Raw genomic sequence first — 25,318 nt, 5'->3', positions numbered from 1 at the left:
GGCGTTGCTGGTGGTGAGGGGCGTGGTCGCGGGGCGTGGGGTCACTGGGGCTGCCTTGTGGGGGCGATGCTGAGGAGGCCGCAGCCGTAGGCCTTGCCGCGTCCGATGCCGCTGAGGATTTTCGTCCGGAGCAGGTCGGTGTCGATGATGGCTGCGGTCCCGTCGAACTGGGTGCGGGCGTGGCGGATGCGCTGGGGCGGGGTGCCGTCGGGGCGGCGCTCTCCTTGTACGGCGTCCAGGGGATGGGAGTGGAGGGTGAGGGGTTTGAGGCCGCTGAGGTCGGCTTGGCGGAGCCACCAATCGTCGGCTGCAGTGCCGGTGAGCGGGACCACGGGCGGGAGGTTGTAGAGGGCGCGGGTGGTGGCGCCGGGCTTGCGGACGGGGCTGGCGACGCATCGGTAGCGGATGTTGAGGCCGGGCCGGATGGCGTCGATGAGAGCGTCGAGGGGGCGGGTGAGGGCGGATCCGTAGCCGTCGGGGAGGCGGCTGGTGTCAGGTTCATGGGTGGACTGGATGAGCAGGTGCGGCCCGGTGGGGGTGTCTTCGGTTCGGAAGAGGACACCGAAGCGTGCGCGGGGGTCGGGTCCGGCGTCGGACGGGAAGAGGCTCATGATGCGGCGGTGCATGCCGATGGGGCCGCTGAGGTCGCGACGGGCGTCCCGGGAGCGGGTGTCGGGGACGATCCGGGTGAGCCAGAGGGTCATCGTCGGCTCCCTTCGGTGGTGTTCAGCCGGGTGTCGAGGTAGTGGCCCAGTGCGGTGAGCTGCTCTCTTCCGATTCCGGCGAACTGGGAGGGCGGGAGGAGCAGGGTGCGCCGGTACAGAGGCCTGGCGCGGTAGGTGCGTTGGAGGGAGTGGTAGCTGACGGGTTGGTCGTTGAGTTCGCCGGAGGGGTGGGAACCGTCCTCGTCTGTGTCGCTGGTCGTGTGGGCCGGGGCGGGCAGGTGGTTCAGCGGGCGGTCGGCCAGGAATTCCACCGGCCTGCCTCCCGGCCCGGAGCCGGTGGTCGGGAGGGCTGCGAGGGGCAGGTGGACGAGGTGGTGCAGTGCGTCGTCGCTCTGCCCGAGCAGGACGGGGCCTTCGGGCGGGCAGGAGCGGCGTCCGAGGTGCAGGGGCCACTGCGGGCTGCGCAGGGCGTCGGCGCAGCGGTCGAGGAGTGCGCGGTCCTCGGCGTTCGACCGGGGTGTGGTCAGGGCGAGGGTGAAGACGGCATCGGCGAGGTAGTAGCGGTGGGTGAGAAGGGTCCCGGTATCGCCGGTGCGTTTCTTACCTTTGGCTGTGGTCACGGTGGCTTTGGCGGGGAGTCCGCCGCCGACGGTGTGCAGGTCGCGCAGCGTCACGCCGGGCCGGTCGGTGCGCACGGTCATGTGCAGTGATGTGAGGTCGTTGATGGGCTGGCCGCGGCGTCGCCCGAGAGCCGAGGCGAGGAGGCCGATGACGCCGGAGCGGGTGGGGAAGGTGGCGGTGTCGCGTTCGTTGAAGTGACTGTGCAGGCCCCAGGACTGGAGGGGACCAGCCAGGCGGAGGAGAAGTCCCGGTTCGGGATCGGGGAGAGGGGCGCTCATGCCGCGTCTCCGGCGGGGCGTGAGGTCAGAGCGCTACTCAGGGCGGCGTCGATGAGGGCGTCGAAGCCGGTGTGGCGGGTGCCGAGTCCGTCGAGGTCCTTGATGTCGACTCCGGCCCAGCCGGAGCCGAGGATGTTGCTGGTGCCGAGGAGGCGGTTGGCGGTCTCGGCGTATTCGGAGAGGGCAGTGCGGGAGGCGCCGGCGAAACCGCCCTGCCCGGACGCGGTGACAGGGCTTTCGAAGGCTGCGGCGTAGGAGAGGGGCCGGTCGGCGCGTACGGAGATGTGTGCGAGGTCGGGGATGGTGTGGGGAGCTGTGGAGTTCTTCTTCGCCTGGGGCAGGGACAGGATGAACGCGCTGAGGAAGGCGGCAGCGAGTTCGCGGAGCTCGGTGGGATTCCCGCCGGTGTTGGCAGCAAGGTCGCGGAGGTCGATGGTGGCGTACCGGTAGAAGGTGCCGGCGCTGAATTCGGTGTGGCCCATGTGGCCGCTGCCGGTCTGGTCGCCCCAGGTGGCGGTGACATCGTCCACGGCGGAGAAGTAATCGAGTTCGACGTCGGTCTCGTGGGTAGTGAGGGCGTGGGCGACCTGGACGGCGCCGTCGACACCGGCGTTGTCGACCTCGGCGAGCATGCGGCCGAAGAGGTTGATGACGCCGTTGCGGGAGCGGAGGACTTCCTCGACCCGGTCGACGGGCAGGATGCTCTTGTCCGTGGGCTTCTTGATGTCCTTCGCCCCTTGCAGTTTCTCGCGGTATTCCTCGGCCAGATCGGCGAGTTCGGCGACGGCGCTCTGGGGGACGTAGACCATAGCGTTGGTGAGGACCTTGTTGGGAACGCTCTGCTTGGGGTCTGTCGGTTTCTTCGCGAGTTCGAACTTGATGCTGCTGGCTGCGGCCGTGTGCGCCCCCGCCTTCTCGGCGAGATCCAGCGGCCACCCCCGGTCCTCGGTGAGGAGGCGGGTGACGCGCTCGCCGATGCGGCGGGTGCGCAGGGCTGTCTGGCCGATGCGGTCCTCGAACACGCTGCGGACAGCCCGCTTCCAGGACTGGCTGCTGACCCGAGTACGCAGCACATTGCCGTACTGGACCGTTTTGACGGAGTTCGTGTCGTCCCGGTTCAGGTTGGCGAACGGGACGCTCTGGATGATGTGGATGTCGATGAAACGGGCGGCCATGGGCATACTGGTGTGACTCCTTCGTACGGATGTGCGTGACGGGTGCGCTGCGTGGTTCATGTGGTCGGTGAGGATGCGGTCAGAGAGAGGCGGGGGCCGCCGTCGGATCCGCTGAGAGTTCCTTCTCGTCGGCGTCGTCGGCCTGTTGCGCGGCGTCCTTTTCCCGCAGCCGGTAGAAGTCCTGGAGCCAGGTGCGCGAGATCCGCCCGGAGCGATGGCGCCAGTGGCTGATGTCGTCGAGCAGTTGCGCCCAATCGACCTCCACGCCCAGCGAGCGCAGGTATCCGACGGAGGCCGGGAGGTGCCGGTGCAGGCCGTTGACGCTCTGACGGGTGAGGAGGTTGAGGCGGCTTTCTGCGGTGCCTGCCCGCATTTCCTTCTCCCTGCCCGGCCCCTCGGTGACGGCAATGGCGAATGCCGTGCCGAGACTGGTGCGTCGCCGCCGTGTGCTGGGAGAGGGCTCCTGCTCATCGGGCTGTACCGGATCGGCGGCCGTGTGGTCCGGTGCTGCCAATGCGCTGCGCGGCTGGGCGGCGATCATCGCGGCGACTGCGTAGTACGCCCGCTCCACGTCTGCGGAGCGGGGTTCGGGCAGCCACGGGGCGACCAGGCGGTGCATGCGCCGCAGCGAGTCGAGATCCTTCCGCAGTCCGCTGCGCAACGCACTGCGGGCGCCGGCGTCTTCGCGGCAGACCCGCTCGACCCAGTAGGTGTACGCCCGCGAGCGGCCGGCCTGCTGTGTGCTGTTCTGCTGCGGGATTTTCCCGGTTGCTGTATCCGGTGGGCTGGTGATGCCGCCGGTGGCTGGTGGGGGAGTGGTCGTCATCCGATGGGCTCCTTGGTCTTCGTGCGGGGGCCGGGTGTGGTCTCTCGGTTCTTCGGTGTTCCGCCGTAGAGGTCGATGCGGGCCTGTGAGACGGCCTTCGCGCCGCGCAGTGTGCGGGTGACAGGCGCGGTCACCATGTCGTACGCCTCCTCGGCCAGGCGCAGGAACGCCCGGCGGGTGGCTGCCGGGTCGAAACCGCCGTTGGTGACGTGCCCGGTGCGGTCCAGGAGGCGAAAACGTGCCCAGAACTCGGCCTCGGCGCGAGGCCAGTACCGGGCGCCGGCCTCCGCGGCCCAGGCCGCGCCATCCGCTTTGGCATCCCTGACATAGGCGGCCCAGGCGCGTTTGACCGCCCGGTCCAGGCGGCGTCCGTACAGTTCACCGAACTGCCGCAGGCGACCCACCGCAGGGACGGTGCGAGCGTCGTTGCGCTCAGCGAATCCGAGGACGGCCGGGGTGCTGGCGTCGATGAACTGCGTGTCCTTGGCCTGCCCCTCCTGATCGAAGCCGAGCGCCCGCACCCGCAGGTCCTCGGACACCTCGACCGCACTGAGAAACACGCGAGGCTGCTGCGGGTGTGCACTGCCCGCGGGCGGATGCTGGAGCAGCAGGGCGTCCAAGTCACGCCACAGCGCCCGGCCTGCGTCGGCAGGTCGCGGATAGCGGTTGCCTTGCTGACTGACCTGCCAGATCAGGTAGTCGTCCTCTCGCGGCATCCGTTCCCCTCGGTACGCCCAGGTGATGAACGCATCCCGCACATGGGTGCTGTCCTCGTCCGGAACCAGGAGCAGCGCGTGCTGGGAGCGGCCGGTATGCCGGGAACGCGGCCCGCGGGATGCCCTCGGCGAACTGTCCGGGTCGGGCAGTTCATGCTGCTCCCACGGGCACAGGTCCTCTTCCCCGCGCACGCTGTCCTCCGGCGGCACCAGACCGGCGAGCAGCGTCTCGAAGAGTGACGTGCCTTCGGGGTGGTAGGACAAAGCGGTCCGCAGCGGACCGGCGGTGGCGCTCGAGCTCTTCACTCCGTTCACTTCGCGGGACGAACACTGACCGGCCGGGCCGTAGTAGTGCCACACCAGGAGACTGAGGAAGGCTTCGGACGCGGTGGGCGGCTCGGCTGCGGTGTCCGAGTCGTGCCGGAACCAGGAGTGGTTGTTGCCCGAAGGCCGGGTGACGATGAGTTTGTTGACACCAGCGGTCTTCGTGACGTCGCACTGGTCCGCCAGTCGGGGATCCTGCATCCACGGGCGACCGCCAGGGGCGAACAGGAAGAACCGGTCCTCGAACATCCTGAAGTACGCGTTGACCTCTCCGGGCGGAAGTCGGCCTGCGTCGAGAACATCCAGCCGACGTTCGTCCCAGTCGCCTTCAGGGCCCTGCTCGGTCAGGCCGGCCACCCGGGCAGTGAGTGCGTAAAGGACCCGGAGCAGCGCCGCGTGCGCGGGCGCGTCGGCGACGGCGAGGCACTCGATGTCGTGGCTGCGCAGCAGGAGTTCGCGCAGCCCCACCCGGTCCGGGAACCCGCCTGCGGCAGAAGCGGCGCTGTCGGGTTTCCAGCGCACGGGGACACACGGTTTGTCGATCAGGTTGTACGTGCCGGTTGGCATGGCTGTGTCCTGTCGTCATTCAGAAGATGCTGGCCGGGTCGGAAGCCGATGGTCCTCGCCGCGCGCTGTCGGCGTCCTTGCCTTACGCACCTGGGGGAGTTCTGGTGCAGGGCGGCGGGCGGTGACAACTCGACTGCGCGAGGCCTCACTTGGAACGTAGTGGAAATATGTGATGCAAGTGGTGAAAGCGTGAATCATTCATTCGGCTTCGAGGCCGACCGCGGACATGGAGACCGTGTAGCGCCCGTGCCGGCACCTCCAGGTGCCGTCCCCCACGGGGCTCATGCTCAGCAGAACGAGGTTGCGAAGCGAAGGATGCTTCCCCCACTTCTCTGGGACAGAGCCGGCGGGCTCGCCGCCCCGTAGCCATCGCCCTGGCACAGGTGCCACCCGCCGTGCGACGCCGGCCAGTTCCCCCGCTTTGAGTCCGTGCCTGCCCCCGGCAGGAACCGGGTCCTTGCCCTCGGGGTCGAGCGTCACCGCCCCGTCTGCCTGTTCGTACAGGCAGAGCACCCGGCCAGTGTCGGCACCGAGACGGGTCGTCAGCAACTCCTCGGTTACCCCCACCTCCCGCAGGGAGAGCTTGCTGAGATCGCCCTTCACATCCGCAGGCGCGCAGATGCCGGTCCACGCCGCGAGATGCCGCTCGGCCGCCTCTGCCGCCGCCCGCTCCTCATCCAGCCGGGCCAGCTCCTCACGGGCCGCGCCCTCCAGCCGGTCGACGAAGCCATCCTCGTACACCTCGTCCACCAGCTTCTGCACACCACCGGGAACCGGGATGCCGTCCCCGGCGCACTCCGCCAGAATCAGGGAAGTGCGCCTGAGCAGTCCCGCGTCGTAGACCGTCCCCCATGAACGCGGGACGGAGCCGTCGGGTGCGGCCAGCGGATCGAGTACGACCAGCTCTGGTTCGTCCTCCGCCGCTGCCCACTGCGGACGGCCGAGAGGTCCGCGTTCATGCCGTCGCCCGCGGCCGGCACGCTGCAACAGCTGTGCCAGCGGGGCAAGGTCGCTCACCACCAAGTCGAAATCGAAGTCCAGGGACTGCTCCACCACCTGCGTCGCCACCAGTACCGACGCCGGACGTGCCGCAACCGCTCCCTCGGAGGGGCGGGGCTTGCCGTACATGCGCTCACAGCGGGCCGTGATGGAGGCCCGCATATCTGCCGGAAACCGGGAGTGCAGCAACCGCAACCCACCCGGACGAGCTGCGAGACCGGGGAACGCCGCCCGCACATCCCGGTACGTCTGCTGAGCCTCGGCCACAGTCGTGCAGCACACCAGGGCTGTTCCGCCCTCCGCGACGACGGGAGCCAGCACCTCCCGCAACACCGCACGCCGACCGCCTTCCCGGACCTGTGTACCAGCCGGCTCCGCGGTGTCCCACACCACCGGCCGTCGTGACACCTTCAATGTCCGGGCACGGTTGCTCGCGGTACTCCGTGCAGCCGACACCTCCCCCGAGACCCCGCTCGCGAACAACCAGCCCGGATACCGCGGAACCACACGGGACGGTTCAGAGAACCCGGTACCACGCCGATACGCGTCGACCAGCGATCCGGCCGAACGGCCCGTCAATGTGGCCGACAGCAGCACGACCGGGGCGCCCATCGCGCCCAGCCACTCCAGAAGCCGCACGAGGAGCTGATGCATCCACGGACCGTAGGCATGCGCCTCGTCAACCACGAACACCTTGTCCGACAACCCGAACAACCGCAGCGCGTTGTACCGCAGAGGCAGCACAGCACTCAGGGCCTGGTCGATCGTGCCCACACCCAATGGAGCGAGCAGCCCACGCTTCGGACCCCGCAGCCACCCGTCCGCCTCGACCACCGTCCTCCTCCCAGCACTCATCAGGCCCTCGCTGACCGGGGCTTCGAAGAAGGCCGCTTTGCCCCCACTGCCTGCGGAACTCAGCCACGCCATCGAATGCAACAGCATCAACGCACGCTCACCGGACAAGGATCGAGAGGCGAACGCCTCTACCCGCGGCAGCATCGCGTCCGCCGTACCCATCGTCGGCAATGCGAAGTACAAACCCCGGGCCCCCGCCGCCCGGCCCAGCAACGAAGACGCGAACAACGCTGCCTCCGTCTTCCCGTCACCGGTCGGGGCCGTCACCAGCACCAGCCCAGCCCCGTGCTCATCGACCAATCTGGGAAGATGCTCCGCCAGATCCCGCTGCAGGCTGTTGGGAGCGAAGGGGAACATCGCACCGAACTCCTTGGCCGAGAACCGGGCCCGGCCCAGCCGCGCAGCCTGCACCAGCCCCGGCGCGGCCTTCACCGCTGCCTGCCAGTGCGCATCGACCTCCTCCGCCGTGCCCGACCAGCCATAATCAGGGATACGCGGCTCGATCGCGGACGTCTGGCTCGCCAGCCAGTCCGCCACCACGACCAAACCGGCCACCACCACAGCCAGACCGGCGGGCAGCCCACGCAGAGGAACTGCGAACGCCCCCATGGCACGCCGAAGCTCCTCGAAGTGCGCGCGCCGCTGGCCAGCCCAACCTTTCGTCCCCAGACCAGAGTTGTAGCGGCCGGCCTGGGCCACCTCCTTCGCCTTCATCACGGCCCCGAAAAGGCCGTGATGACCGCCTAACAACTGTGCGACCTGATGGCCTACGGACTTCCGGAGCAGACGCCTGTCGCCGGGGTAGCCTGCCGCCTCGAACAGCTCGGAAAGGGCCCAGTGAGATGCGATCTCGTGGCGGAAGCTCTTCTCCGCCTCGGCACCCGGCGCGCTGACGTAGATGGGGTCGTTGCGAACCGGGCTGTAACAGGCTGGAACCTGAGCCTGGAACGGGGGCGTGATTTTGCCGATGTCATGCAATCCGGCCCAGAACGAGACCAGCGTGCGCGCATCCACCACGCTCAGACCGAGTACATCCGCTATGGCAGCCCGGGTCTTGTCGCTCAGAACGACGTCCCAAAGCTCTTGGAACACCGCCCCGGTGTCCAGGAGGTGACACATCACCGGATACGGCCGCGATAGCCCCTGCTCCTTCCCCCACATACGAGTATCCAGAAAGCAGTTCCCTGAGGGGCCAGCCCCCTCGCGCTTCACCATGTGCTCATGGATAGCACCCCGCGCTGACAACAGCTCCAAATAGCCCGATGTGCTTGCGATATGAGGACCTGGCCTTACACTCGCTGCGCGACCACGACGAATCGAGAAGCGTGCACAACGAGACTCGGCAAAGAAACTGCAAAGGTGTCGGATAAGGGCAGGTCGCGAAGGGTGCTCTCCGCGCGAGCGGAGGTGAGCCGGCCGGCGCATCATCATCTACAACCAGGAGTACGTGCTCTCCGCGCGAGCGGAGGTGAGCCGGACGAGGAGACGCGACGGGCCGCAGGGAAGGCGTGCTCTCCGCGCGAGCGGAGGTGAGCCGTCGCCACCTGGTGCGGCGGCCGAGTCGTGGGTGTGCTCTCCGCGCGAGCGGAGGTGAGCCGTACTCGACGTTTTTAGTTTTACCCTTGCCGCCGTGCTCTCCGCGCGAGCGGAGGTGAGCCGTCCCCCGGCGGCGGTCAGGGCCCGGACACGGAGTGCTCTCCGCGCGAGCGGAGGTGAGCCGTATTCGAAATGATCTCGCCCATGGTCGGCTGCGTGCTCTCCGCGCGAGCGGAGGTGAGCCGGTGCCCAGCGCGATACCGAAGGCGCCGGCCTTGTGCTCTCCGCGCGAGCGGAGGTGAGCCGGACCTCAAAGACGACCTGGCGATGACCACGGAGTGCTCTCCGCGCGAGCGGAGGTGAGCCGAAGAGCAACAGTGCGCTGACCAGTGACGAGGTGTGCTCTCCGCGCGAGCGGAGGTGAGCCGCCGTCTCCCAGGGTGATGGTCTTTGCGTCGATGTGCTCTCCGCGCGAGCGGAGGTGAGCCGTCTGCCTTGCCACCGGACACGAGGCCGGCCAGGTGCTCTCCGCGCGAGCGGAGGTGAGCCGAAGCCGATCCGGGCCAAGCGCCCCCGCTCGGCGTGCTCTCCGCGCGAGCGGAGGTGAGCCGAAGACCGCCCGGGTCCGGGTCGTCGTGGACGAGTGCTCTCCGCGCGAGCGGAGGTGAGCCGAGACTACGCCGTGTGTGGGACCGTCTTCCCTTGTGCTCTCCGCGCGAGCGGAGGTGAGCCGCAGCGCATGGAGCGGGCCGCGCTGATCGCGGCGTGCTCTCCGCGCGAGCGGAGGTGAGCCGGCCGCGAAGCGGGCCATCCAGCGCGGCCTGGAGTGCTCTCCGCGCGAGCGGAGGTGAGCCGCGCCCGGACAGCGTCGGCGACGACCTGGAGGCGTGCTCTCCGCGCGAGCGGAGGTGAGCCGTCGGTGCTGCTGCGGGCGATCCTCGCCCCGTAGTGCTCTCCGCGCGAGCGGAGGTGAGCCGCGCGAGCCGATCGCGATCATCCCGCGCGACACGTGCTCTCCGCGCGAGCGGAGGTGAGCCGTCCAGCTCCTCATGCCGACCGTGGCCCCTGCCGTGCTCTCCGCGCGAGCGGAGGTGAGCCGCACCTCTCCGAACCCGAGGTCGAGGAGGTGGTGTGCTCTCCGCGCGAGCGGAGGTGAGCCGTTCTACGTCGAGGTGCGGACCGGGTACTAGGGGTGCTCTCCGCGCGAGCGGAGGTGAGCCGAACTTCTGGATCGACACCTGGGGCAAGACCCCGTGCTCTCCGCGCGAGCGGAGGTGAGCCGGAGAGAACTCGTGAGCACCCCTACCCCCGACGGTGCTCTCCGCGCGAGCGGAGGTGAGCCGCTCCAGACAACGACGGCGACAGCCACCCGCAGCGTGCTCTCCGCGCGAGCGGAGGTGAGCCGCCCTCGACTGGCGCCACGACCGAGAAGGTCGGGTGCTCTCTGCGCGAGCGGAGGTGAGCCGATGTGGCAGCGCGCCAAGAAGGCCCACGGGATGTGCTCTCCGCGCGAGCGGAGGTGAGCCGGACGAATCGCGGGGGATCAAGCGTAAGCCCGGGTGCTCTCCGCGCGAGCGGAGGTGAGCCGCTTCCATGTACTTCGGCGCGGCCAACTGCCGTAGTGCTCTCCGCGCGAGCGGAGGTGAGCCGCCAGGCGACTTCCGCCCCACGCCACGCCCGGGGTGCTCTCCGCGCGAGCGGAGGTGAGCCCGCTCACGATCCAGGCTGCTGCCCTAGTGGCGAGTGCTCTCCGCGCGAGCGGAGGTGAGCCGGCGTGGTCAGAGCTGGACGGCGTCAGGCAGGGGTGCTCTCCGCGCGAGCGGAGGTGAGCCGACCTCTCCCACGGCCTCGCCAGCGTCGACGCAGTGCTCTCCGCGCGAGCGGAGGTGAGCCGTCCGCGCGGCCCCCTCGGCGTCGGCCGGAGTGGTGCTCTCCGCGCGAGCGGAGGTGAGCCGGTCAAACACCAGGGCGGGAAACCCATAACCCTGTGCTCTCCGCGCGAGCGGAGGTGAGCCGTCCGTCCAGTAGCCGGGGGTGCTCGCCGAGATGTGCTCTCCGCGCGAGCGGAGGTGAGCCGCTGCTGGCGCGGTACCAGATCATCGTCCTGGAGTGCTCTCCGCGCGAGCGGAGGTGAGCCGTCGCCGACGGCGTCGGTGGATCCGGTGGCATCGTGCTCTCCGCGCGAGCGGAGGTGAGCCGAATGATCTCGCGGAGCCCTGCTCTCTCTCCGGGTGCTCTCCGCGCGAGCGGAGGTGAGCCGCTCCTCGCCCAGCTCGACGAGATCGACGCCGAGTGCTCTCCGCGCGAGCGGAGGTGAGCCGAGCCCACCAACCTCTGGTGGACACACGAGTTCGTGCTCTCCGCGCGAGCGGAGGTGAGCCGTTCACCCTGTCCGGAGAGAACGGGCTGACGGTGTGCTCTCCGCGCGAGCGGAGGTGAGCCGCTTGAAGAGCTCGGCAACAGCATGCGCACTGGGTGCTCTCCGCGCGAGCGGAGGTGAGCCGTCCAGCCGGCCGTCCCGCCAGATCACCGCCTCGTGCTCTCCGCGCGAGCGGAGGTGAGCCGGAGGCGCGGACGAACTACCCGGCGACCCTGACGTGCTCTCCGCGCGAGCGGAGGTGAGCCGCCCGCCTGACCCGACCCGCAAGAGAGGACCCCGTGCTCTCCGCGCGAGCGGAGGTGAGCCGACCCTGCCCTACGCCTCCCCCTGGATCAGCGCGTGCTCTCCGCGCGAGCGGAGGTGAGCCGCTCATGCCTGGTTCAGTGGAGAAGTAGCTGTAGTGCTCTCCGCGCGAGCGGAGGTGAGCCGTCCCGGTCCGCCGTCACCGGCCATCCCCGCAAGTGCTCTCCGCGCGAGCGGAGGTGAGCCGTGAGCACGCACGAAGGAGAGATGACCATGACTGTGCTCTCCGCGCGAGCGGAGGTGAGCCGGAAGTCTCCGGCCTCCTGATGCGAGTCGGTCGGTGCTCTCCGCGCGAGCGGAGGTGAGCCGCCCGTCCAGTTCAGATCTGCTGGCCCGGGATTGTGCTCTCCGCGCGAGCGGAGGTGAGCCGAGCCGGTCGACCGACAGAGCGCTGATCGAGTCGTGCTCTCCGCGCGAGCGGAGGTGAGCCGCCTGGTCTCGACCCCCGCCTCTTCGACGGCGAGTGCTCTCCGCGCGAGCGGAGGTGAGCCGGACCGGGATGACTACGGACGGCCGCGCTACGAGTGCTCTCCGCGCGAGCGGAGGTGAGCCGTCCGTACTCCTCGTGATCCTCGGCATCAGCCTGTGCTCTCCGCGCGAGCGGAGGTGAGCCGTCCGAGCACACCGTCTCCTACGACGACGAGGAGTGCTCTCCGCGCGAGCGGAGGTGAGCCGATCATCGGCACCTGCGGGGACACGGTCAGGAGGTGCTCTCCGCGCGAGCGGAGGTGAGCCGCAGGTCGCATCCCTCGTCGTGCGGGTCCAACGGTGCTCTCCGCGCGAGCGGAGGTGAGCCGCGCGAGTTCACGATCGGGGGCGAGTGACCATGGTGCTCTCCGCGCGAGCGGAGGTGAGCCGGTAGGCGCGGAGGTTGTCGGTCGCCAGCTGGTGTGCTCTCCGCGCGAGCGGAGGTGAGCCGGCCATCCGGTGTTCACGCACCGGGTGGCCGTTGTGCTCTCCGCGCGAGCGGAGGTGAGCCGATCGGGCTGGAGCTGGCATCCGACAACAAGGCGTGCTCTCCGCGCGAGCGGAGGTGAGCCGCGGGCAGCGGGAAGGGAGGGTGGTCGGCGCGGGTGCTCTCCGCGCGAGCGGAGGTGAGTCGCGCGAGCCGATCGCGATCATTCCCCGCGACACGTGCTCTCCGCGCGAGCGGAGGTGAGCCGCAGGCACGCGGCGGCAACATGAAGGCCATGGAGTGCTCTCCGCGCGAGCGGAGGTGAGCCGTCCGGGTTCGCGGCGGTGACGCCGTCGATCCAGTGCTCTCCGCGCGAGCGGAGGTGAGCCGGTGGTCACGGCCGGAGCGGGCATCCTGTTGCCGTTCTCTCCGCGCGAGCGGAGGTGAGCCGCGGTTCACGGTGACCATTTCCCCCTGCCGGTCGTGCTCTCCGCGCGAGCGGAGGTGAGCCGCTCAAGGACGCCCAACTGTCCGACGAGCAGCGGTGCTCTCCGCGCGAGCGGAGGTGAGCCGGCCTTCGAGCGGCTACCGACAAAGCAGCGGCGGTGCTCTCCGCGCGAGCGGAGGTGAGCCGGGCAGTTGGGGCAATCGGCCGGGGCCGGGCGTGTGCTCTCCGCGCGAGCGGAGGTGAGCCGCAGCAGTCCCGTGCCGACCGCGTATACGTCCTGTGCTCTCCGCGCGAGCGGAGGTGAGCCGTTCGCTGGTGGTGCGGCGACTTGGCGGGTTACGTGCTCTCCGCGCGAGCGGAGGTGAGCCGTCGCCCTGTTCCGCTGGTCCGAGAACCACCAGGTGCTCTCCGCGCGAGTGGAGGTGAGCCGAGGACCAGGCGGTGATCCACGTACTCCGACGCGTGCTCTCCGCGCGAGCGGAGGTGAGCCGGTCGATGACTGGCGAGCGCGTTGGATCATCAGTGCGAAGACGTCGTGGCGGTGGACGGCACCGTTGCCGCCCGCGTCGCGGTTGACGACGAGCAGGCATTCGGAGTTGCCCGGCAGCCCGAAGAAAGCCTGTTTGCGGCGGAGCTTGCGGTGCCAGAGACAGGTGCGGGCGATCCAGCCCAGCGCGCCACTGATACCCGCGGCTATCACGCCCAGCACTATGTTGCGTATGTCGTCAGTCATGGGCGGGCAAGTCAGCAGGCGAACGGCCTGCGGCTGACGACGGTCCTGACGCGGCGGGCGGGGCGGCGTTACCCTGCGGCGGACAATCCTTCACTGGAGGTGCGCATGCGACGTTCCGTCGTAAGGAATGTGTCGTTTCCGGCTGTTCTCGCCGTCGTCGTCATGGTCGGGGCAGCCGCCCCGTCGTGCTCGTCCGCACCACCGACCTCGTCACCCCCCAAGTCGCCTGTCGCGGTGGGTTACGGAGGGGCGGTCGCCAGCGTCGACGCGGACGCGTCGGCTGCGGGAATCGAGGTGCTCCGCAAGGGCGGCAACGCGGTGGACGCCGCGGTGGCGACCGCGGCCGCGCTCGGTGTGACCGAGCCCTACTCGGCAGGTCTCGGCGGTGGCGGCTACTTCGTCTACTACGACGCCAGGAAGCACACCGTGGAGACGATCGACGGCCGGGAGACCGCACCGCGCAGCGCGGACTCCTCGCTGTTCCTGGAGAACGGCAAACCGCTCGCCTTCGCCGACGCTGTCACCAGCGGACTGAGCGTGGGCACCCCAGGCACCCCGGCCACCTGGGACACCGCGCTGGACACCTGGGGCAGCAAGCCGCTGCGGCAGGTGCTGAAGCCGGCCGAGCGGCTTGCCAGGGACGGCTTCGTCGTCGACAGCACCTTCCGCTCGCAGACCGAGGGGAATCAGTCGAGGTTCGCCGACTTCCCGGCGACCAGGAAGCTCTTCCTGCCGGACGGCCGGCTGCCGGTGGTCGGCTCCGTCTTCAAGAACCCCGATCTGGCGCGTACATACGAACAGGTGAGCCGCAAGGGCATCGACGACTTGTACAAGGGCGAGCTGGCGGACGACGTCGTACGCACCGTACGCAACCCGCCCGTGGACCCGAAGGCCGGCCGGGTGGTGCGTCCGGGCGACCTCACGGCCAAGGACCTGCGGTCCTACCGGACGCTGCGGCAGGCTCCGACGAAGGCCGGCTACCGCGGCCTGGATGTGTACGGCATGGCACCGTCCTCGTCCGGCGGTACAACCGTCGGCGAGGCGCTCAACATCCTTGAGTCCACGGATCTTTCGAAGGCGAGCGAGGCGCAGTATCTGCACCGCTACATCGAGGCGAGCCGGATCGCGTTCGCGGACCGCGGGCGATGGGTCGGCGACCCCGCGTTCGAGGACGTACCGACGCAGGGGCTGCTCAGCCAGCGGTTCGCCGACTCGCGGGAGTGCCTGATCAGGGACGATGCGGTGCTGGCCAGCCCGCTGGCGCCGGGCGACCCCGGCCACCCGGCCGACTGCAAGACCGGTGGCACGGCCGCCCCGACGACGTACGAGGGGGAGAACACCACACATCTGACGACGGCCGACAAGTGGGGCAATGTCGTCGCGTACACCCTCTCGATCGAGCAAACCGGGGGCAGCGGCATCACCGTGCCGGGGCGTGGCTATCTGCTCAACAACGAGCTGACGGACTTCTCCTTCGCGCCCGCCGATCCGGCGGTCCACGACCCGAATCTGCCGGGTCCGGGCAAGCGTCCGCGTTCGTCCATGTCACCGACGATCGTGCTGAAGCACGGTGAGCCGGTGCTGGCCCTGGGCTCGCCGGGTGGCGCCACGATCATCACGACCGTGCTGCAGTCGCTCATCGGCAAGGTCGACCGGGGGCTGCCGCTGGTCGACGCCATCGCGGCGCCGCGCGCCAGCCAGCGCAACTCGGCGACGACGGAGCTCGAACCGGGGCTGTGGAACAGCCCCGTGCGGACGGAACTGGAGTCGCTGGGGCATGTCTTCAAGCTGAATCCCGAGATCGGGGCGGCGACAGGGGTACAGCGGTTGCCGGACGGACGGTGGCTGGCGGCTGCGGAGAAGGTGCGCCGGGGCGGAGGGTCGGCCATGGTCGTGAAGCCCGGCGGACGGCCATGACGTCCCATCAATAGACCTATGTGCGGGGCTGGTTCCTCGCAGTCGTCTCGCGAGGAACCATCCCGCCAAGCAGTTCATTCAGAAAAACTGGAGGTAAGCGAGGGGATGTCGATCACAACGCGGTGAGGATGCGCGGACCCTCGTCGGTGATCGCCACCGTGTGCTCGGCGTGTGCCGCCCGGCTGCCGTCGGACGTACGCAGCGTCCAGCCGTCCCGGTCCGGATGGAATGCGTCCTTGCCGCCGCCGATCAGCATCGGCTCGATCGCCAGCACCATTCCGTGCCGCAACGGCATGCCGCGCCCCGGTCGTCCCTCGTTGGGGACGGCCGGGTCCTCGTGCATCGACCGGCCCACGCCATGGCCGCCGAACCCCTGCGGAATGCCGTAACCGGCGCTGCGGCACACTGTGCCGATCGCATGTGCGATGTCGCCGATCCGATTGCCGACGACTGCCGCCGCGATCCCCGCCTCCAACGCCGCGAACGCCGTGTCGATCAGCCGGGTGTCCGCCGGTTGGGCGCGCCCGACGGTGAAACTGATCGCCGAATCGCCCGCCCAGCCGCCGAGCGTCGCACCTGCGTCGATGCTCACCAGATCACCGTCGCGCAGCCGCTGGTCGGTCGGGATGCCGTGCACGATCGCATCGTTGACCGACGCGCAGATCACGGCGGGAAACGGGCTGGGGGCGAAATGCGGCCGGTAGTTCAGGAACGGCGACCCGGCGCCCGCCTCGCGGAGGACCTCGCGGGCCACCTCGTCGAGTTCGCGCAGTAAGACGCCGACAGCCGCCGCTTCCCGCACGGACGTCAGCAGCTGTGCCACGACCCGGCCGGTCTCGCGCATGGCTTCGATGGATGTGTCTGTCTTGAGCTGCACCATGCCAATTACTATACCGGTTGTAGCGGTATTACAATGACGGCATGGTACGAACGCCCCTGACCCAGGAAGAGCGCCGCCGCGGTGAGCGCCTCGGAGCACTGCTCCGCGAGGCGCGCGGGAGGCGCAGCATGGTCGAGATCGCGGCGAGCGCCGGAATCTCCGCCGAGACGCTGCGCAAGATCGAGACGGGCCGCGCGCCGACCCCTGCCTTCTTCACCGTCGCGGCGCTGGCCGGGACGCTCGGACTCTCGATGGACGAACTGCTGACCCGCTGCGCCCCGGAGCCGGATGCGGTGCCGCTGGCCGGGTAGAGCCGCTCCCTGGCCAGGGAGCGGCGGCCCTGTCGGCGACCGTCGGCTGTTTGCGCCGGTGGCGCGGATCGTCGATCTCCTCCAGCAGCGCGATGGCGAGAGACATGCCGGCACCTGCGGACGAGTGCCCGCTCCCGAACAATTCACGGTTCAGGAGCGGGCCTTACCGAGGGAGCTCCAGCAGTGAGCTCCGCGATGGACTCGTCACCTCGAAGGCGATCAGATCACGCTACCGGTCCAGTGCTTGACTGGTGCCTTGATATCGGTGCCGGTGCTGGTGAAGGTGAACAGGGAGTCGATCCGGCGGCCGTCGGCAGTGGTTCCGGAGCGGTAGAGGACGCCGATGTCGTGCTTGCCGTCCTTGTTGTAGTCGCCGGACGTCAGCCCGCTCGCGTCCCAGTTGAATGAGCCGGTGCTGGTCCACACTTCACGGGGGGCGGCGAGGTCGGTGCCATTACTCGTGAAAGTGAAGAGCGAGGTGACGAACTTGCCGTCGGCTGCCGTGCCCCGGTCGTAGAGGACGGCGACGTCGTCCTTGCCGTCTCCGCTGTAGTCGCCGGAGGTGACCTTTGAAGCGTTCCAGTTGAACGAGCCCGAACTGGTCCACGTCTTGCGCGGGTCGTCGAAGCCGGTTCCGTTGCTTGCAAAGGTGAAGAGTGAGGTGACGCGCTTGCCGTCGGCCGAGGTGCCGGCGTCGTAGAGGACGGCGACGTCGTCCCTGCCGTCTCCGCTGTAGTCGCCGGAGGTGACCTTTGAAGCGTTCCAGTTGAACGAGCCCGAACTGGTCCACGTCTTGCGCGGGTTGTCAAAGCCGGTGCTGTTGCCGTTAAAGGTATAGAGCGAGGTGACACGCTTGCCGTCGGCCGAGGTGCCGGTGTCGTAGAGGACGGCGATGTCGTCCTTGCTGTCGCCGTTGTAGTCGCCGGAGGTGACCTTGCTCTTGCTCCAGGTGAAGCCGCCGGTCGTGGTCCAGGTCTTCTTGGGGCTACTGAAGCCGGTGCCGGTGCTGGTGAAGGTGTAGAGGGAGGAGATGTTGCCGGTGTCCGAGGCGCCTCCGTCGTAGAAGACCGCGACGTCGTCCTTGCCGTCGCCGTTGAAGTCGCCCGATGCCAGCTTGCTGGCGGCGTAGGTGAAACCGCCGGGAGTGCTCCATACCTTCTTGGGTTCACCGAAGCCGGTGCCAGTGCTGTAGAAGGCGAAGAGCGAAGACCTGTTCTTGCCCTCGGTCGACGTGCCGTTGTCGTAGAAGGCCGCGATGTCTTCCTTGCCGTCGGCATTGAAGTCCCCGGAAGCAACTTGGCTTTCCTGAGGCAGAGCGCGGATCTGCCGGATCCAATCACCGAGATCGTCCAGACGGGTTTCCACGGCGCCGTTACGGGTTTCGTCGGACCCCAGGCAGCCGGCCTGCCAGGACGTACTGTGAACGGCGACGAGTTCGACCTTGCCGTCCCTCTCGCGCAGCGCGGGACCGCCCGCGTCACCCTTGCAGATGCTGCCGCCGTCCCGGTCGACGGCCACGGTGGTGGCACCGACCTGCGTCACGGTGAAGCTCCCGGCGTGCAGGCGGTCGGGCACCCAGACGTCCTTGGTACGACCGTAACCCACGGCCTGAAGTGTCTCGTCCGCCACTGGTGTGGAGCCGGCCAGGACGACGGGGGCGATATCGGTAACCGGTTGGGCGAGCTTGGCCATCACCAGGTCCCGGTCCGTCCGGGACACCAACTCGGTAATTTCGACGACTTTGCCGGTCGTACCGGTCAGGTCGGTACGACCGATGGTCGCCATGGTCTTCACGGCTGGTGCACCGGCGGGAAGCGGGAACGCAGGCTGCCCGGCGGCCGCGAAGCAACTGCTCGCGGTCAGGATCCACTGGGCGTCGACAAGAGATCCAGTGCAGGCGCGCTCGCCGCCGATGCCAAGCTTTGCAGTGAACGCATAGGTGTTGTCGGCGACGGTGTCACCGATAACGGCCTGGGCCGGTGCAGTGACGGTGAGCGCACCTGCCGCGGCAATGGCGACGATCAGTGCAGTGGTCCGCACACGGCGGGATGGACTGAGAGGCATGTGGTTCTCCTTGCTCGCGGGTATCTTCTGGGGGATACGAGAGCACTGACCAAGAACGGATGGAGACGCCGGTACGTCGGACTCGGCCGGAAGCTCTTTCCGGTTTCGGTACCGAGACCGGAAAGAGCTTCCTGGGCTTGCGCGGGTGGTACGGGCGCAGGTTTGCGCGTGTGGTCAGTCGGCGCTGCCGGTGAGCGCGACGGTGGCAGGGGTGCCGGGGTAGCCGACGACCTGCTCCGTGGCGTCCCACTTCCCGTTGTCGTGACGCAGGGTGTGCTTGATCCTGCCGTCGGCGGTGACGACGGCGGCCTGGAATTCACGGGTGACGCTTGCGGCGTCGACGCTGATGGTCGGTTCGTTGCCGAGCTTGCCGCCGAGGTCGCCGAAGGCACTCCAGTGGCCGGTGGCGTCGGCGCGGATCGCGTGCTTCTTGCCGCCGGTAGGGCTGGTGAGGATGACCTGGAGGTTGCTGCCGGTGCCGGCAAAGGCCATGCCGTTGATTGCGTCCAGGCCGGTAGGAAGGTTACTGACGTTGCCCCAGGCGCTCCAGGTGCCGTCGGAGTGCCGGGTGGCGTGGTAGGCCTTCTTGTCCGCGACGACGCCGACCTGTGTGTCTCCATTTGAGGTCTGAGCGGTGGTGACCTGGGTGGCGTTGCCGAGCAGGCCGAGCTTGGCGCTCACGTCGCCCCACTTGGACCACTTCTCGTCCGCGTCCTGTGTGGCGTGGTAGACACGGCCGGACGCAAGGCCGATGAGCGCCAGACCAGACCCGGTGGAGGTGACCGCGACGCGGGTCAGCCCGGGCTTGGAGCCGACTTCGTCGGTGATGTCGCGGAAGGCCTCCCAGCCGCCGGTGGGGCGGCGGTTGGCTTCGTAGAGATGTCCGTCGCCGCCGACGGCGAAGACGTAGTTCTTGCCCTTGATCGCGGCATCAGCGGCATGAGCGAGGTCTGTGATGCTGCCGGCGGCTTTCTGGACGTCTCCGAAACCGGTCCAGTCGCCGTTGCTGTTGCGCATGGCGTGGTAGAGCCCAGTGCTCGTCCTGGTGAGCATCTGAAGGTTCCAGTTGTTCAGGGTGGAGGCGGTGTTCTCGGTGATCCAGGCGCGGATGTCGTCGACGCGGCTGGCAACCGCCCCGGTGCGGGTCTCGTTCGAGCCCAGGCAGCCGCCCTGCCAGGAGTTGGTGGCGATGGCGACGAGCTCGGGGCGGCCCTCCTTCTCCCGGAAGACGGGGGCACCGGAGTCTCCCTTGCAGACGGAGGTGCCGTCAATGTTCACCGAGGTCGCCTCGACGGCCTCAGCGGTGAAGGCGGCGCCGTGCAGGACGTCGGGAACCCAGGTGTTCTTCGTCCGTCCGTAGCCGGCGCCCTTGAGCGCTTCTCCCTGAACGGGGGCGTCGGATCCGGGGTGCAGGAAGCTGATCCCGTAGACAGGGGCGTCAAGTTTGGCGAGGACGAGATCCCGGTCCTGGCGAGGGATCAGCTGGGTGATCTGGCGTACCTCGCCCGTGGCCGTGGTGAGGTCGGTGCGCCCGATGACTGCGGTGGACTTGAGCTTGGGTGCGCCGGCCGGAAGGGAGGTCGCCTGGGTGGGGTCCTCAGCGAAGCAACTGGAGGCCGAGATCAGCCACTGATTGTTGATGAGCGTGCCCGAGCAGGCTCGCACCCCACCCACGTCGATCTTCGTGGTGAAGCTGTAGCTGCCGTCCGCAGCAGTGACGCCGTCCAGCGCCTGCGCCGGCGACGACGTGAGGGTTCCTGTGGCAACCACGATGGTGAGCAGTGCGGCGCCCCATGCACTTCGGGCATGTCTGTGGGACATCTCTTCCTTATGGATCATGTGGTTCCGTGAGCTGGACACGCCGCGTAATACGCGGTCTGAGCTGCCTTGTGCCAGGAAAGGCACTACTTGGCGGTCCTGATCTCCACGAGCATGTGGTCGCGCCCCTGCTCGTCCGCGCTCTCGCCGACCGCGGTCCAGGCGTTCTTGTCGATGTCGAAGGTCTTCTCCTCGGTGCCGACGGTCATGTCGACCTGGGCTGTGTAGTCATTGCCCTTGACGCCGTAGACCGAGGGGATCTCCATCGTCAGCCAGCCGGAGTTGCCCACGACCTGGAAGCAGATCTTTTCCTTCTCGCGGGCCCAGACCTCGAGGTAGCCGGTGCCATTCGCGCAGTCGACCAGCGTGATGTGGCCGTCGCCGCGCTTGAGGACGATGTTCTTCTCCGCGAGGATCTTGTCGGCATGCGGGTAGCTGAAGTCCTCCACCACGTAGCCGGGCGCCGCGTCCGCGACGGAGGCCGACACCTGCACCGTCCGGTCCGGCCCCGAAGTGGACCAGAGCACTGCCACCGCTGCGGCGGCGCACGCCGCAGAAAGGGCCCGAGTAACGAGTTTCATGGGTTTTTTCCTTACGCAGATGAGATGCCGCCTTCCCCAGGTCCGAAGCGGGCGGCAAAAGCACGCAGAAGCACTTGAGCGGTAAGCAGAGACTTTCCGGCCTTACCCCTCCGTGAACCCGGGGCGTCTCATTGAAATCAGTGCGGCCCACCAATGTCCAGACGGTTAAATCGGTCATTTGGGCTCTGATCCGAAATGGCATGAGGTCGCATCATGGCTGGCCAGAAAGATTGCAGCAGCCTGGATCACGACTGTGTAAATGTATGATCACGCTCCGATGACGGCCGCTAAAGGTTTTATGCGAATTGATCACAAATGCATGAAATCCGGCGTTGGCGGCTGAAATGTTATTCGCTCGCGCCTTCCTGTACTCGGTCGTGGTGGTTGTGCGAATATCTGTTTCCAGTTCGGCGCATGTAGCGCCTTGAATTTGGCTCTCACACCGAGAAAAAGGTGTGCGCGATATTCCACATAGGAAGGATGCGCGTTTTGTCGTCATCGTTGTGGAGCAGGCGCCGGGTACTCGCCACCCTGACCGGGGTGGTCGCGGCACCTGCCCTGCCCTCTATCCTCACGCTGTCCGCCGGCCCCGCCCGCGCCGCCGAGGCCGACCCCAGCGACACGCCGTACGGCCTCCCCGACACCGACCGGGGCAGGGTCGTCTGGGCGTACAAGATCGGCGGCCGCTCGACCCGCGAGTCCGCCGCCGCCGCTCTGCTCGGTTCCTCGGCCGCCGTCTCCGCGTTCCTCAGCCAGGAGTTGCCGGCGGTCAAGGCGGAGGACAACCGCTTTGCCGTCCTTGCCGCACTTCCCTACGCGGGCAAGGCAGTTCGCAACTCGGCCTCCATCGCGCTGTCCAGCGGGGACGGCGCGGTCGCCACCTACCTGACCAACGGCTACCAGGCCCCCCTCCTCGAGGACTTGCGGGTGGCCACGGCCACGGTCAGCAACAACAGTGGCTCCGCGGTGAAGCGGGCAGCCGCCAAGGCGCTGGACCTGAACACCCAGGACGCGCTGAAAACCTTCCTGGAGCAGACCCAGTACAGCGCCCAGGCCGAGGACGACCGGGTGAAGGTCATGGCCATCCTCAACACCGCGTCCCCACAGGTGAAGGTGTACGCGCAGCGCGCACTGGATGACGGATCGCCCGAGGCGATCGGCCGGTTCCTCGTCGCGGGCCAGCACATCGCCAGGGCCCGCGACGACGAGGCCGCGACGATCGAGCAGTTGGTCGAGATCGTGGAACGGGAGGGAAAGCAGGCGGCGCTGAAGACGGAGAAGGCTGTCGCCGCCTCCGACAAGGCGAAGGAGGCCGCCGAGAAGGCGAAGGCCGCCGCGCTCAAGGCTGCCGAGGAAGCGAAGGCCGCCGAGAACGATGTGAAGAAGTCGGCCGCAGCGGCGAACAGCGCCGCGAACGCCGCACGCGGCGCCGCCAGCGCCGCGGCCACGGCCATCTCCGCATCCCGCACCGCCCAGGCCGCATCGCGCCGCGCCGCGCAGGCCGCGCAGGCGGCCGCCGCGGCCGCGGCCACCGCGGGCAGTGCCGCATCGCGCGCCTACAACGCCGCGATCGCCGCCTCCAAGGATGCTTCGAAGGCCGCCGCGGCCCGCTCGGCCGCCCAGGGCGCACGCAACGCCGCTGCCAAGGCGCGTACCGCGGCCAAGGCCGCCGACCAGGCATCCATCGCCTCCAAGCAGGCTGCATCCGCCGGTTCCGCCGCCGCGAGCGCGGCCCAGAACGCCGCCGCGGCAGCCAACGCCGCCGCCGACGCCGCCACCGCCGCGGGCGCCGCCCAGTCCCAGGCAGCCGCGGCGAAGCAGGCCGCGGCCGAGGCCAACGCCGCCGCCGCACAGGCCACGCGCGCAGCGGGCACCGCCCAGACCCTGGCGAACCGGGCCGCCACCGCGGCCGGTGTGGCCCGCGATGCCGCCAACAGCGCCGCCGAACACGCCGACAACGCGGCGGCCGCGGCCGAGGAAGCGGCCAATCACGCGGGCGAGGCCATCGACTACGCCAAGCGCTCCACCGCCTACGCCGAGGCTGCCGTGACGGCGGCCAACACAGCCTCCAACGCCGTCAAGGAAGCCCAGGCCGTGGAGCGGGCGGCGCGCGACTCGGAAACGGCCCGCATCGCCGAGGACCAGGAGATCGGCGTCGCGGAGGCCCGCCTCAGAGCACAGGCCGAGACCGAGGACGCCATACGCATCGAGCAGCAGCGTACCCAGGCGCAGCAGACCAGCCAGGAGACCAAGGACCTCATCGCCGCCGCCGAGGCGGAACTGAAGGGCGGCGACACCGCCAAGGCGGTTACGACCGGCCGGCAGGCCGCTGTCAAGATCCTTGATTCGAGCGGCAGTTGGTCCCGCGAGGCGGCCGAATTCGCCCTCGCCGGAACCGACGACGACGTGGTCAACTGGATCGGCACCGACCGTCTCCTGGCCCAGCGTCAGGACGACCGGGAGAGCGTACTCAGCCTCACCCTGTCGGCCACGGCCGACGTCGCCGAGGCCGCCCATCAGGCACTGGCCAGCGACAACGAGGAAGCGGCCCGTACGTTCATCGAGACCGGGGCCATCGCGGCGGCGGCCGAGAACTACCGCGTCACCATCCTGAAGGTCCTGAACGCGAACCCGGGGAAGGGGGTCAAGGCGAAGGCCCAAGCCGCGCTCGACAACGGCAGCGCCACGGCCCTGCACCGCTTCCTCGCCGTCGAGTGGGCGGAGGCGATCAAGGAGGACGACCGAGTCGAGATCCTCAGCCTGCAAGCGACCGGCGGCCCCTACATGAAGTCGGCCGCGCAGATCGTCCTCGAGGGCTCCTCGCGGATGCGGCGCGCCTTCGTCGTCCACGACAAGTACAACATCGCCCGCCTCGACCAGGACCAGGCCACCCACGTCGCCGCCATGCGTGCCACCATCGCGCACGCCTCGAAGATCGCCGCACAGGCACAGAAGGACGCCGCACTCGCGTCCAAGGCCGCGGCGGAGGCCCGCCAGGCCGCGCAGGAGGCGGCCGACTGGGCGGCGAAGGCGGACGGCTACGCCAAGGACGCCGCCGACTCGGCCGCCGAGGCAAGGTCCAACGCGGACGACGCCGACAAGTCCGCCGCAGCCGCGAAGAAGTCGGCGGAGGACGCCAAGGCAGCCGCCCTCACCGCGCGCGGCGCGGCCCGGACCGCCAACTACTCGATGCGCCAGGCGTCGGCGTCCGCGAAGCAAGCGGTGTCCTCGGCCGTGTCCGCACAAACCTCAGCCACCGCTGCGCAGGCCTCCGCCATCCAGGCCGGCAAGGACGCCAAGGCGGCCGCCGCCGCCGCCAGCGAGGCCCGCTCGATCGCCGTCACCAAGCGCAAGGCCGAGATCGCAGAGGCGGCACGCAAGGCGGCCGAGGCGGCGAAGCAGGCCCAGCAGAACGGCACCAACCCCGCCGACAGCCCCGACAACGACGACGACAAGACCGGCGACACCAAGTGGTGGGGCCTATGGCCCGAGGACATGGCCGACGCCAAGGACTGGGCGTCGGCCACCGTGCACTGGAGCACCTGGGCCGGCACGATCTCGGTCGTCTCCGGAACCGTGGCCGTGGTCTTCCCGCCGTCGGCGGAGATCACCGGTCCCCTCGCTGTCGGGGCCGGCTACGCCTCCTGGGCGTTCCAGGGTGCGAGCGCCGTATTCAGCGGATTCGGCTACGGCTGGAAGAGCGAGCAGTTCCAGTCGGCGCTTGGCCTGACCGTGCTCGGTGGGGCCTTCATCGGCAAGTCGAAGCTGACCCGGAAGCTGCTCGATAAGGTCGGTGTGGACGAGGCAATGATCGGCGAGAAGGTCTCGGACATTGCGACCAACGTGACGACCACCGTGATCGGCTGGGTCACCTGGTAAGAAGTCTGCGTAGACAGCTGGGTGGGGCGAGCCGACAGCTCGTCCCGCCCAGCCAAGCGCTCCCTGCCAGGCATTGCGCCACACCGAACAGGAGGACCCTTCGTGCTGACATCCACATTTTCCACTGCTGATTGGTGGATAGCCACCGTTGTATCCGGTCTTGTGTTCGGTCTGGTCCTGCAGTCCTGGGCCAGCACGAGACGACAGAAACTGGGCCTCGCGACAGCGCCTGCCCTGGCCGGCGCCCTCGCGGTCGGCGTGTTCTCGGCTGTGCGAGGGGACGAGGGGCAGACCCCGCTCATGCTCTACACGGGCACCATGCTGGGCCTGACCGTGACGATGGCCATCTTCACCAGATACATCAAGCGTCAGCTTGCTCTGGTGCGATCAGGGAAACCGATGGAACGAGCGACGGGCAAGCAGGTTTCGATCTTCCTTCTCACCTGCTTCGTCGTCACGCTGTCCATGGCCGCCGTCTTGTGACCCCGCCGCCGCAACGCGGTTGAGGTGCCGCCTTGGAACGCTGCAGTCAGAACGGCGTTGGATC

Annotated in this window: 14 protein-coding genes, 1 pseudogene and 1 CRISPR repeat array; of the genes and pseudogenes, 4 read left to right on the top strand and 11 right to left on the bottom strand. The window is 68.8% G+C overall.

Translation table 11 applies throughout. The annotated features are described in order from the left end of the window. Positions 1–41: 41 nt before the first annotated feature. The 7 genes and pseudogenes from cas6e to ACH4EW_RS11935 all read right to left on the bottom strand — a co-directional run. Complete coding sequence (gene cas6e / locus ACH4EW_RS11965; protein WP_398254903.1) at positions 42–704, bottom strand: type I-E CRISPR-associated protein Cas6/Cse3/CasE; 663 nt, start codon at positions 702–704, stop codon at positions 42–44. Beyond that, positions 701–1,564, bottom strand: a complete 864-nt coding sequence (gene cas5e / locus ACH4EW_RS11960; RefSeq protein WP_398254900.1) for a type I-E CRISPR-associated protein Cas5/CasD — start codon at positions 1,562–1,564, stop codon at positions 701–703. Before cas5e ends, cas6e begins: the two co-directional genes overlap by 4 nt. After that, positions 1,561–2,745, bottom strand: coding sequence for a type I-E CRISPR-associated protein Cas7/Cse4/CasC (gene cas7e / locus ACH4EW_RS11955; RefSeq protein ID WP_398254897.1), 1,185 nt, complete (start codon positions 2,743–2,745; stop codon positions 1,561–1,563). The genes cas5e and cas7e overlap by 4 nt, the downstream gene beginning before the upstream one ends. Before the next feature lie 73 nt (positions 2,746–2,818). Beyond that, on the bottom strand, positions 2,819–3,565 hold the full coding sequence (gene casB, locus ACH4EW_RS11950) for a type I-E CRISPR-associated protein Cse2/CasB (protein WP_398254895.1): 747 nt from the start codon (positions 3,563–3,565) through the stop codon (positions 2,819–2,821). Beyond that, the gene (gene casA / locus ACH4EW_RS11945) at positions 3,562–5,172 is read right to left on the bottom strand and encodes a type I-E CRISPR-associated protein Cse1/CasA (RefSeq protein WP_398254892.1); all 1,611 of its coding nucleotides are present in this window, start codon (positions 5,170–5,172) and stop codon (positions 3,562–3,564) included. Before casA ends, casB begins: the two co-directional genes overlap by 4 nt. A gap of 198 nt (positions 5,173–5,370) precedes the next feature. After that, complete coding sequence (cas3, locus tag ACH4EW_RS11940; RefSeq protein ID WP_398254889.1) at positions 5,371–8,145, bottom strand: CRISPR-associated helicase Cas3'; 2,775 nt, start codon at positions 8,143–8,145, stop codon at positions 5,371–5,373. Positions 8,146–8,412: 267 nt separating this feature from the next. Continuing rightward, a CRISPR array of direct repeats spans positions 8,413–13,079; the repeat unit is 29 nt; unit sequence GTGCTCTCCGCGCGAGCGGAGGTGAGCCG. A gap of 26 nt (positions 13,080–13,105) precedes the next feature. Next, positions 13,106–13,321: pseudogene (locus ACH4EW_RS11935) on the bottom strand (hypothetical protein); the annotation flags it as partial. Between the two features lie 105 nt (positions 13,322–13,426). Here ACH4EW_RS11935 and ggt point away from each other — a divergent pair. After that, on the top strand, positions 13,427–15,238 hold the full coding sequence (gene ggt / locus ACH4EW_RS11930; protein ID WP_398254887.1) for a gamma-glutamyltransferase: 1,812 nt from the start codon (positions 13,427–13,429) through the stop codon (positions 15,236–15,238). Between the two features lie 112 nt (positions 15,239–15,350). On the opposite strand, the gene map is transcribed toward ggt, so the two are convergent. Beyond that, a complete protein-coding gene (gene map / locus ACH4EW_RS11925) occupies positions 15,351–16,118 on the bottom strand; it encodes a type I methionyl aminopeptidase (protein WP_398254884.1) in 768 nt (255 codons plus the stop codon). A 41-nt stretch (positions 16,119–16,159) separates the two neighbouring features. On the opposite strand from map, the gene ACH4EW_RS11920 reads away from it, so the two are divergent. Beyond that, a complete protein-coding gene (locus ACH4EW_RS11920; RefSeq protein WP_398254881.1) occupies positions 16,160–16,429 on the top strand; it encodes a helix-turn-helix domain-containing protein in 270 nt (89 codons plus the stop codon). Between the two features lie 219 nt (positions 16,430–16,648). On the opposite strand, the gene ACH4EW_RS11915 is transcribed toward ACH4EW_RS11920, so the two are convergent. The 3 genes from ACH4EW_RS11915 to ACH4EW_RS11905 all read right to left on the bottom strand — a co-directional run bounded on the left by ACH4EW_RS11915 (position 16,649) and on the right by ACH4EW_RS11905 (position 20,892). After that, entirely contained in the window at positions 16,649–18,493 is a 1,845-nt protein-coding gene (locus tag ACH4EW_RS11915) for an FG-GAP-like repeat-containing protein (RefSeq protein ID WP_398254878.1), read from the bottom strand. A 174-nt stretch (positions 18,494–18,667) separates the two neighbouring features. Next, positions 18,668–20,314, bottom strand: coding sequence for a trypsin-like serine protease (locus ACH4EW_RS11910; RefSeq protein WP_398254875.1), 1,647 nt, complete (start codon positions 20,312–20,314; stop codon positions 18,668–18,670). An 83-nt stretch (positions 20,315–20,397) separates the two neighbouring features. After that, positions 20,398–20,892 carry a hypothetical protein gene (locus tag ACH4EW_RS11905; protein ID WP_398254873.1) on the bottom strand — a complete coding sequence of 165 codons (495 nt, stop codon included), beginning with the start codon at positions 20,890–20,892 and terminating at the stop codon, positions 20,398–20,400. Positions 20,893–21,381: 489 nt separating this feature from the next. Between ACH4EW_RS11905 and ACH4EW_RS11900 the strand changes: the two genes are divergently transcribed. Continuing rightward, entirely contained in the window at positions 21,382–24,771 is a 3,390-nt protein-coding gene (locus tag ACH4EW_RS11900; protein WP_398254870.1) for an ALF repeat-containing protein, read from the top strand. A gap of 102 nt (positions 24,772–24,873) precedes the next feature. Continuing rightward, positions 24,874–25,254, top strand: coding sequence for a hypothetical protein (locus ACH4EW_RS11895; RefSeq protein ID WP_398254868.1), 381 nt, complete (start codon positions 24,874–24,876; stop codon positions 25,252–25,254). The last annotated feature ends 64 nt before the right edge of the window (positions 25,255–25,318 follow it).

The organism is Streptomyces sp. NPDC018000 (assembly GCF_044328025.1).
In the GTDB taxonomy this organism is placed as follows: Bacteria; Actinomycetota; Actinomycetes; order Streptomycetales; family Streptomycetaceae; genus Streptomyces.
The sequence above is the reverse complement of the archived record's forward strand: the minus strand, read 5'-3'. Positions and strand labels throughout refer to the sequence as shown.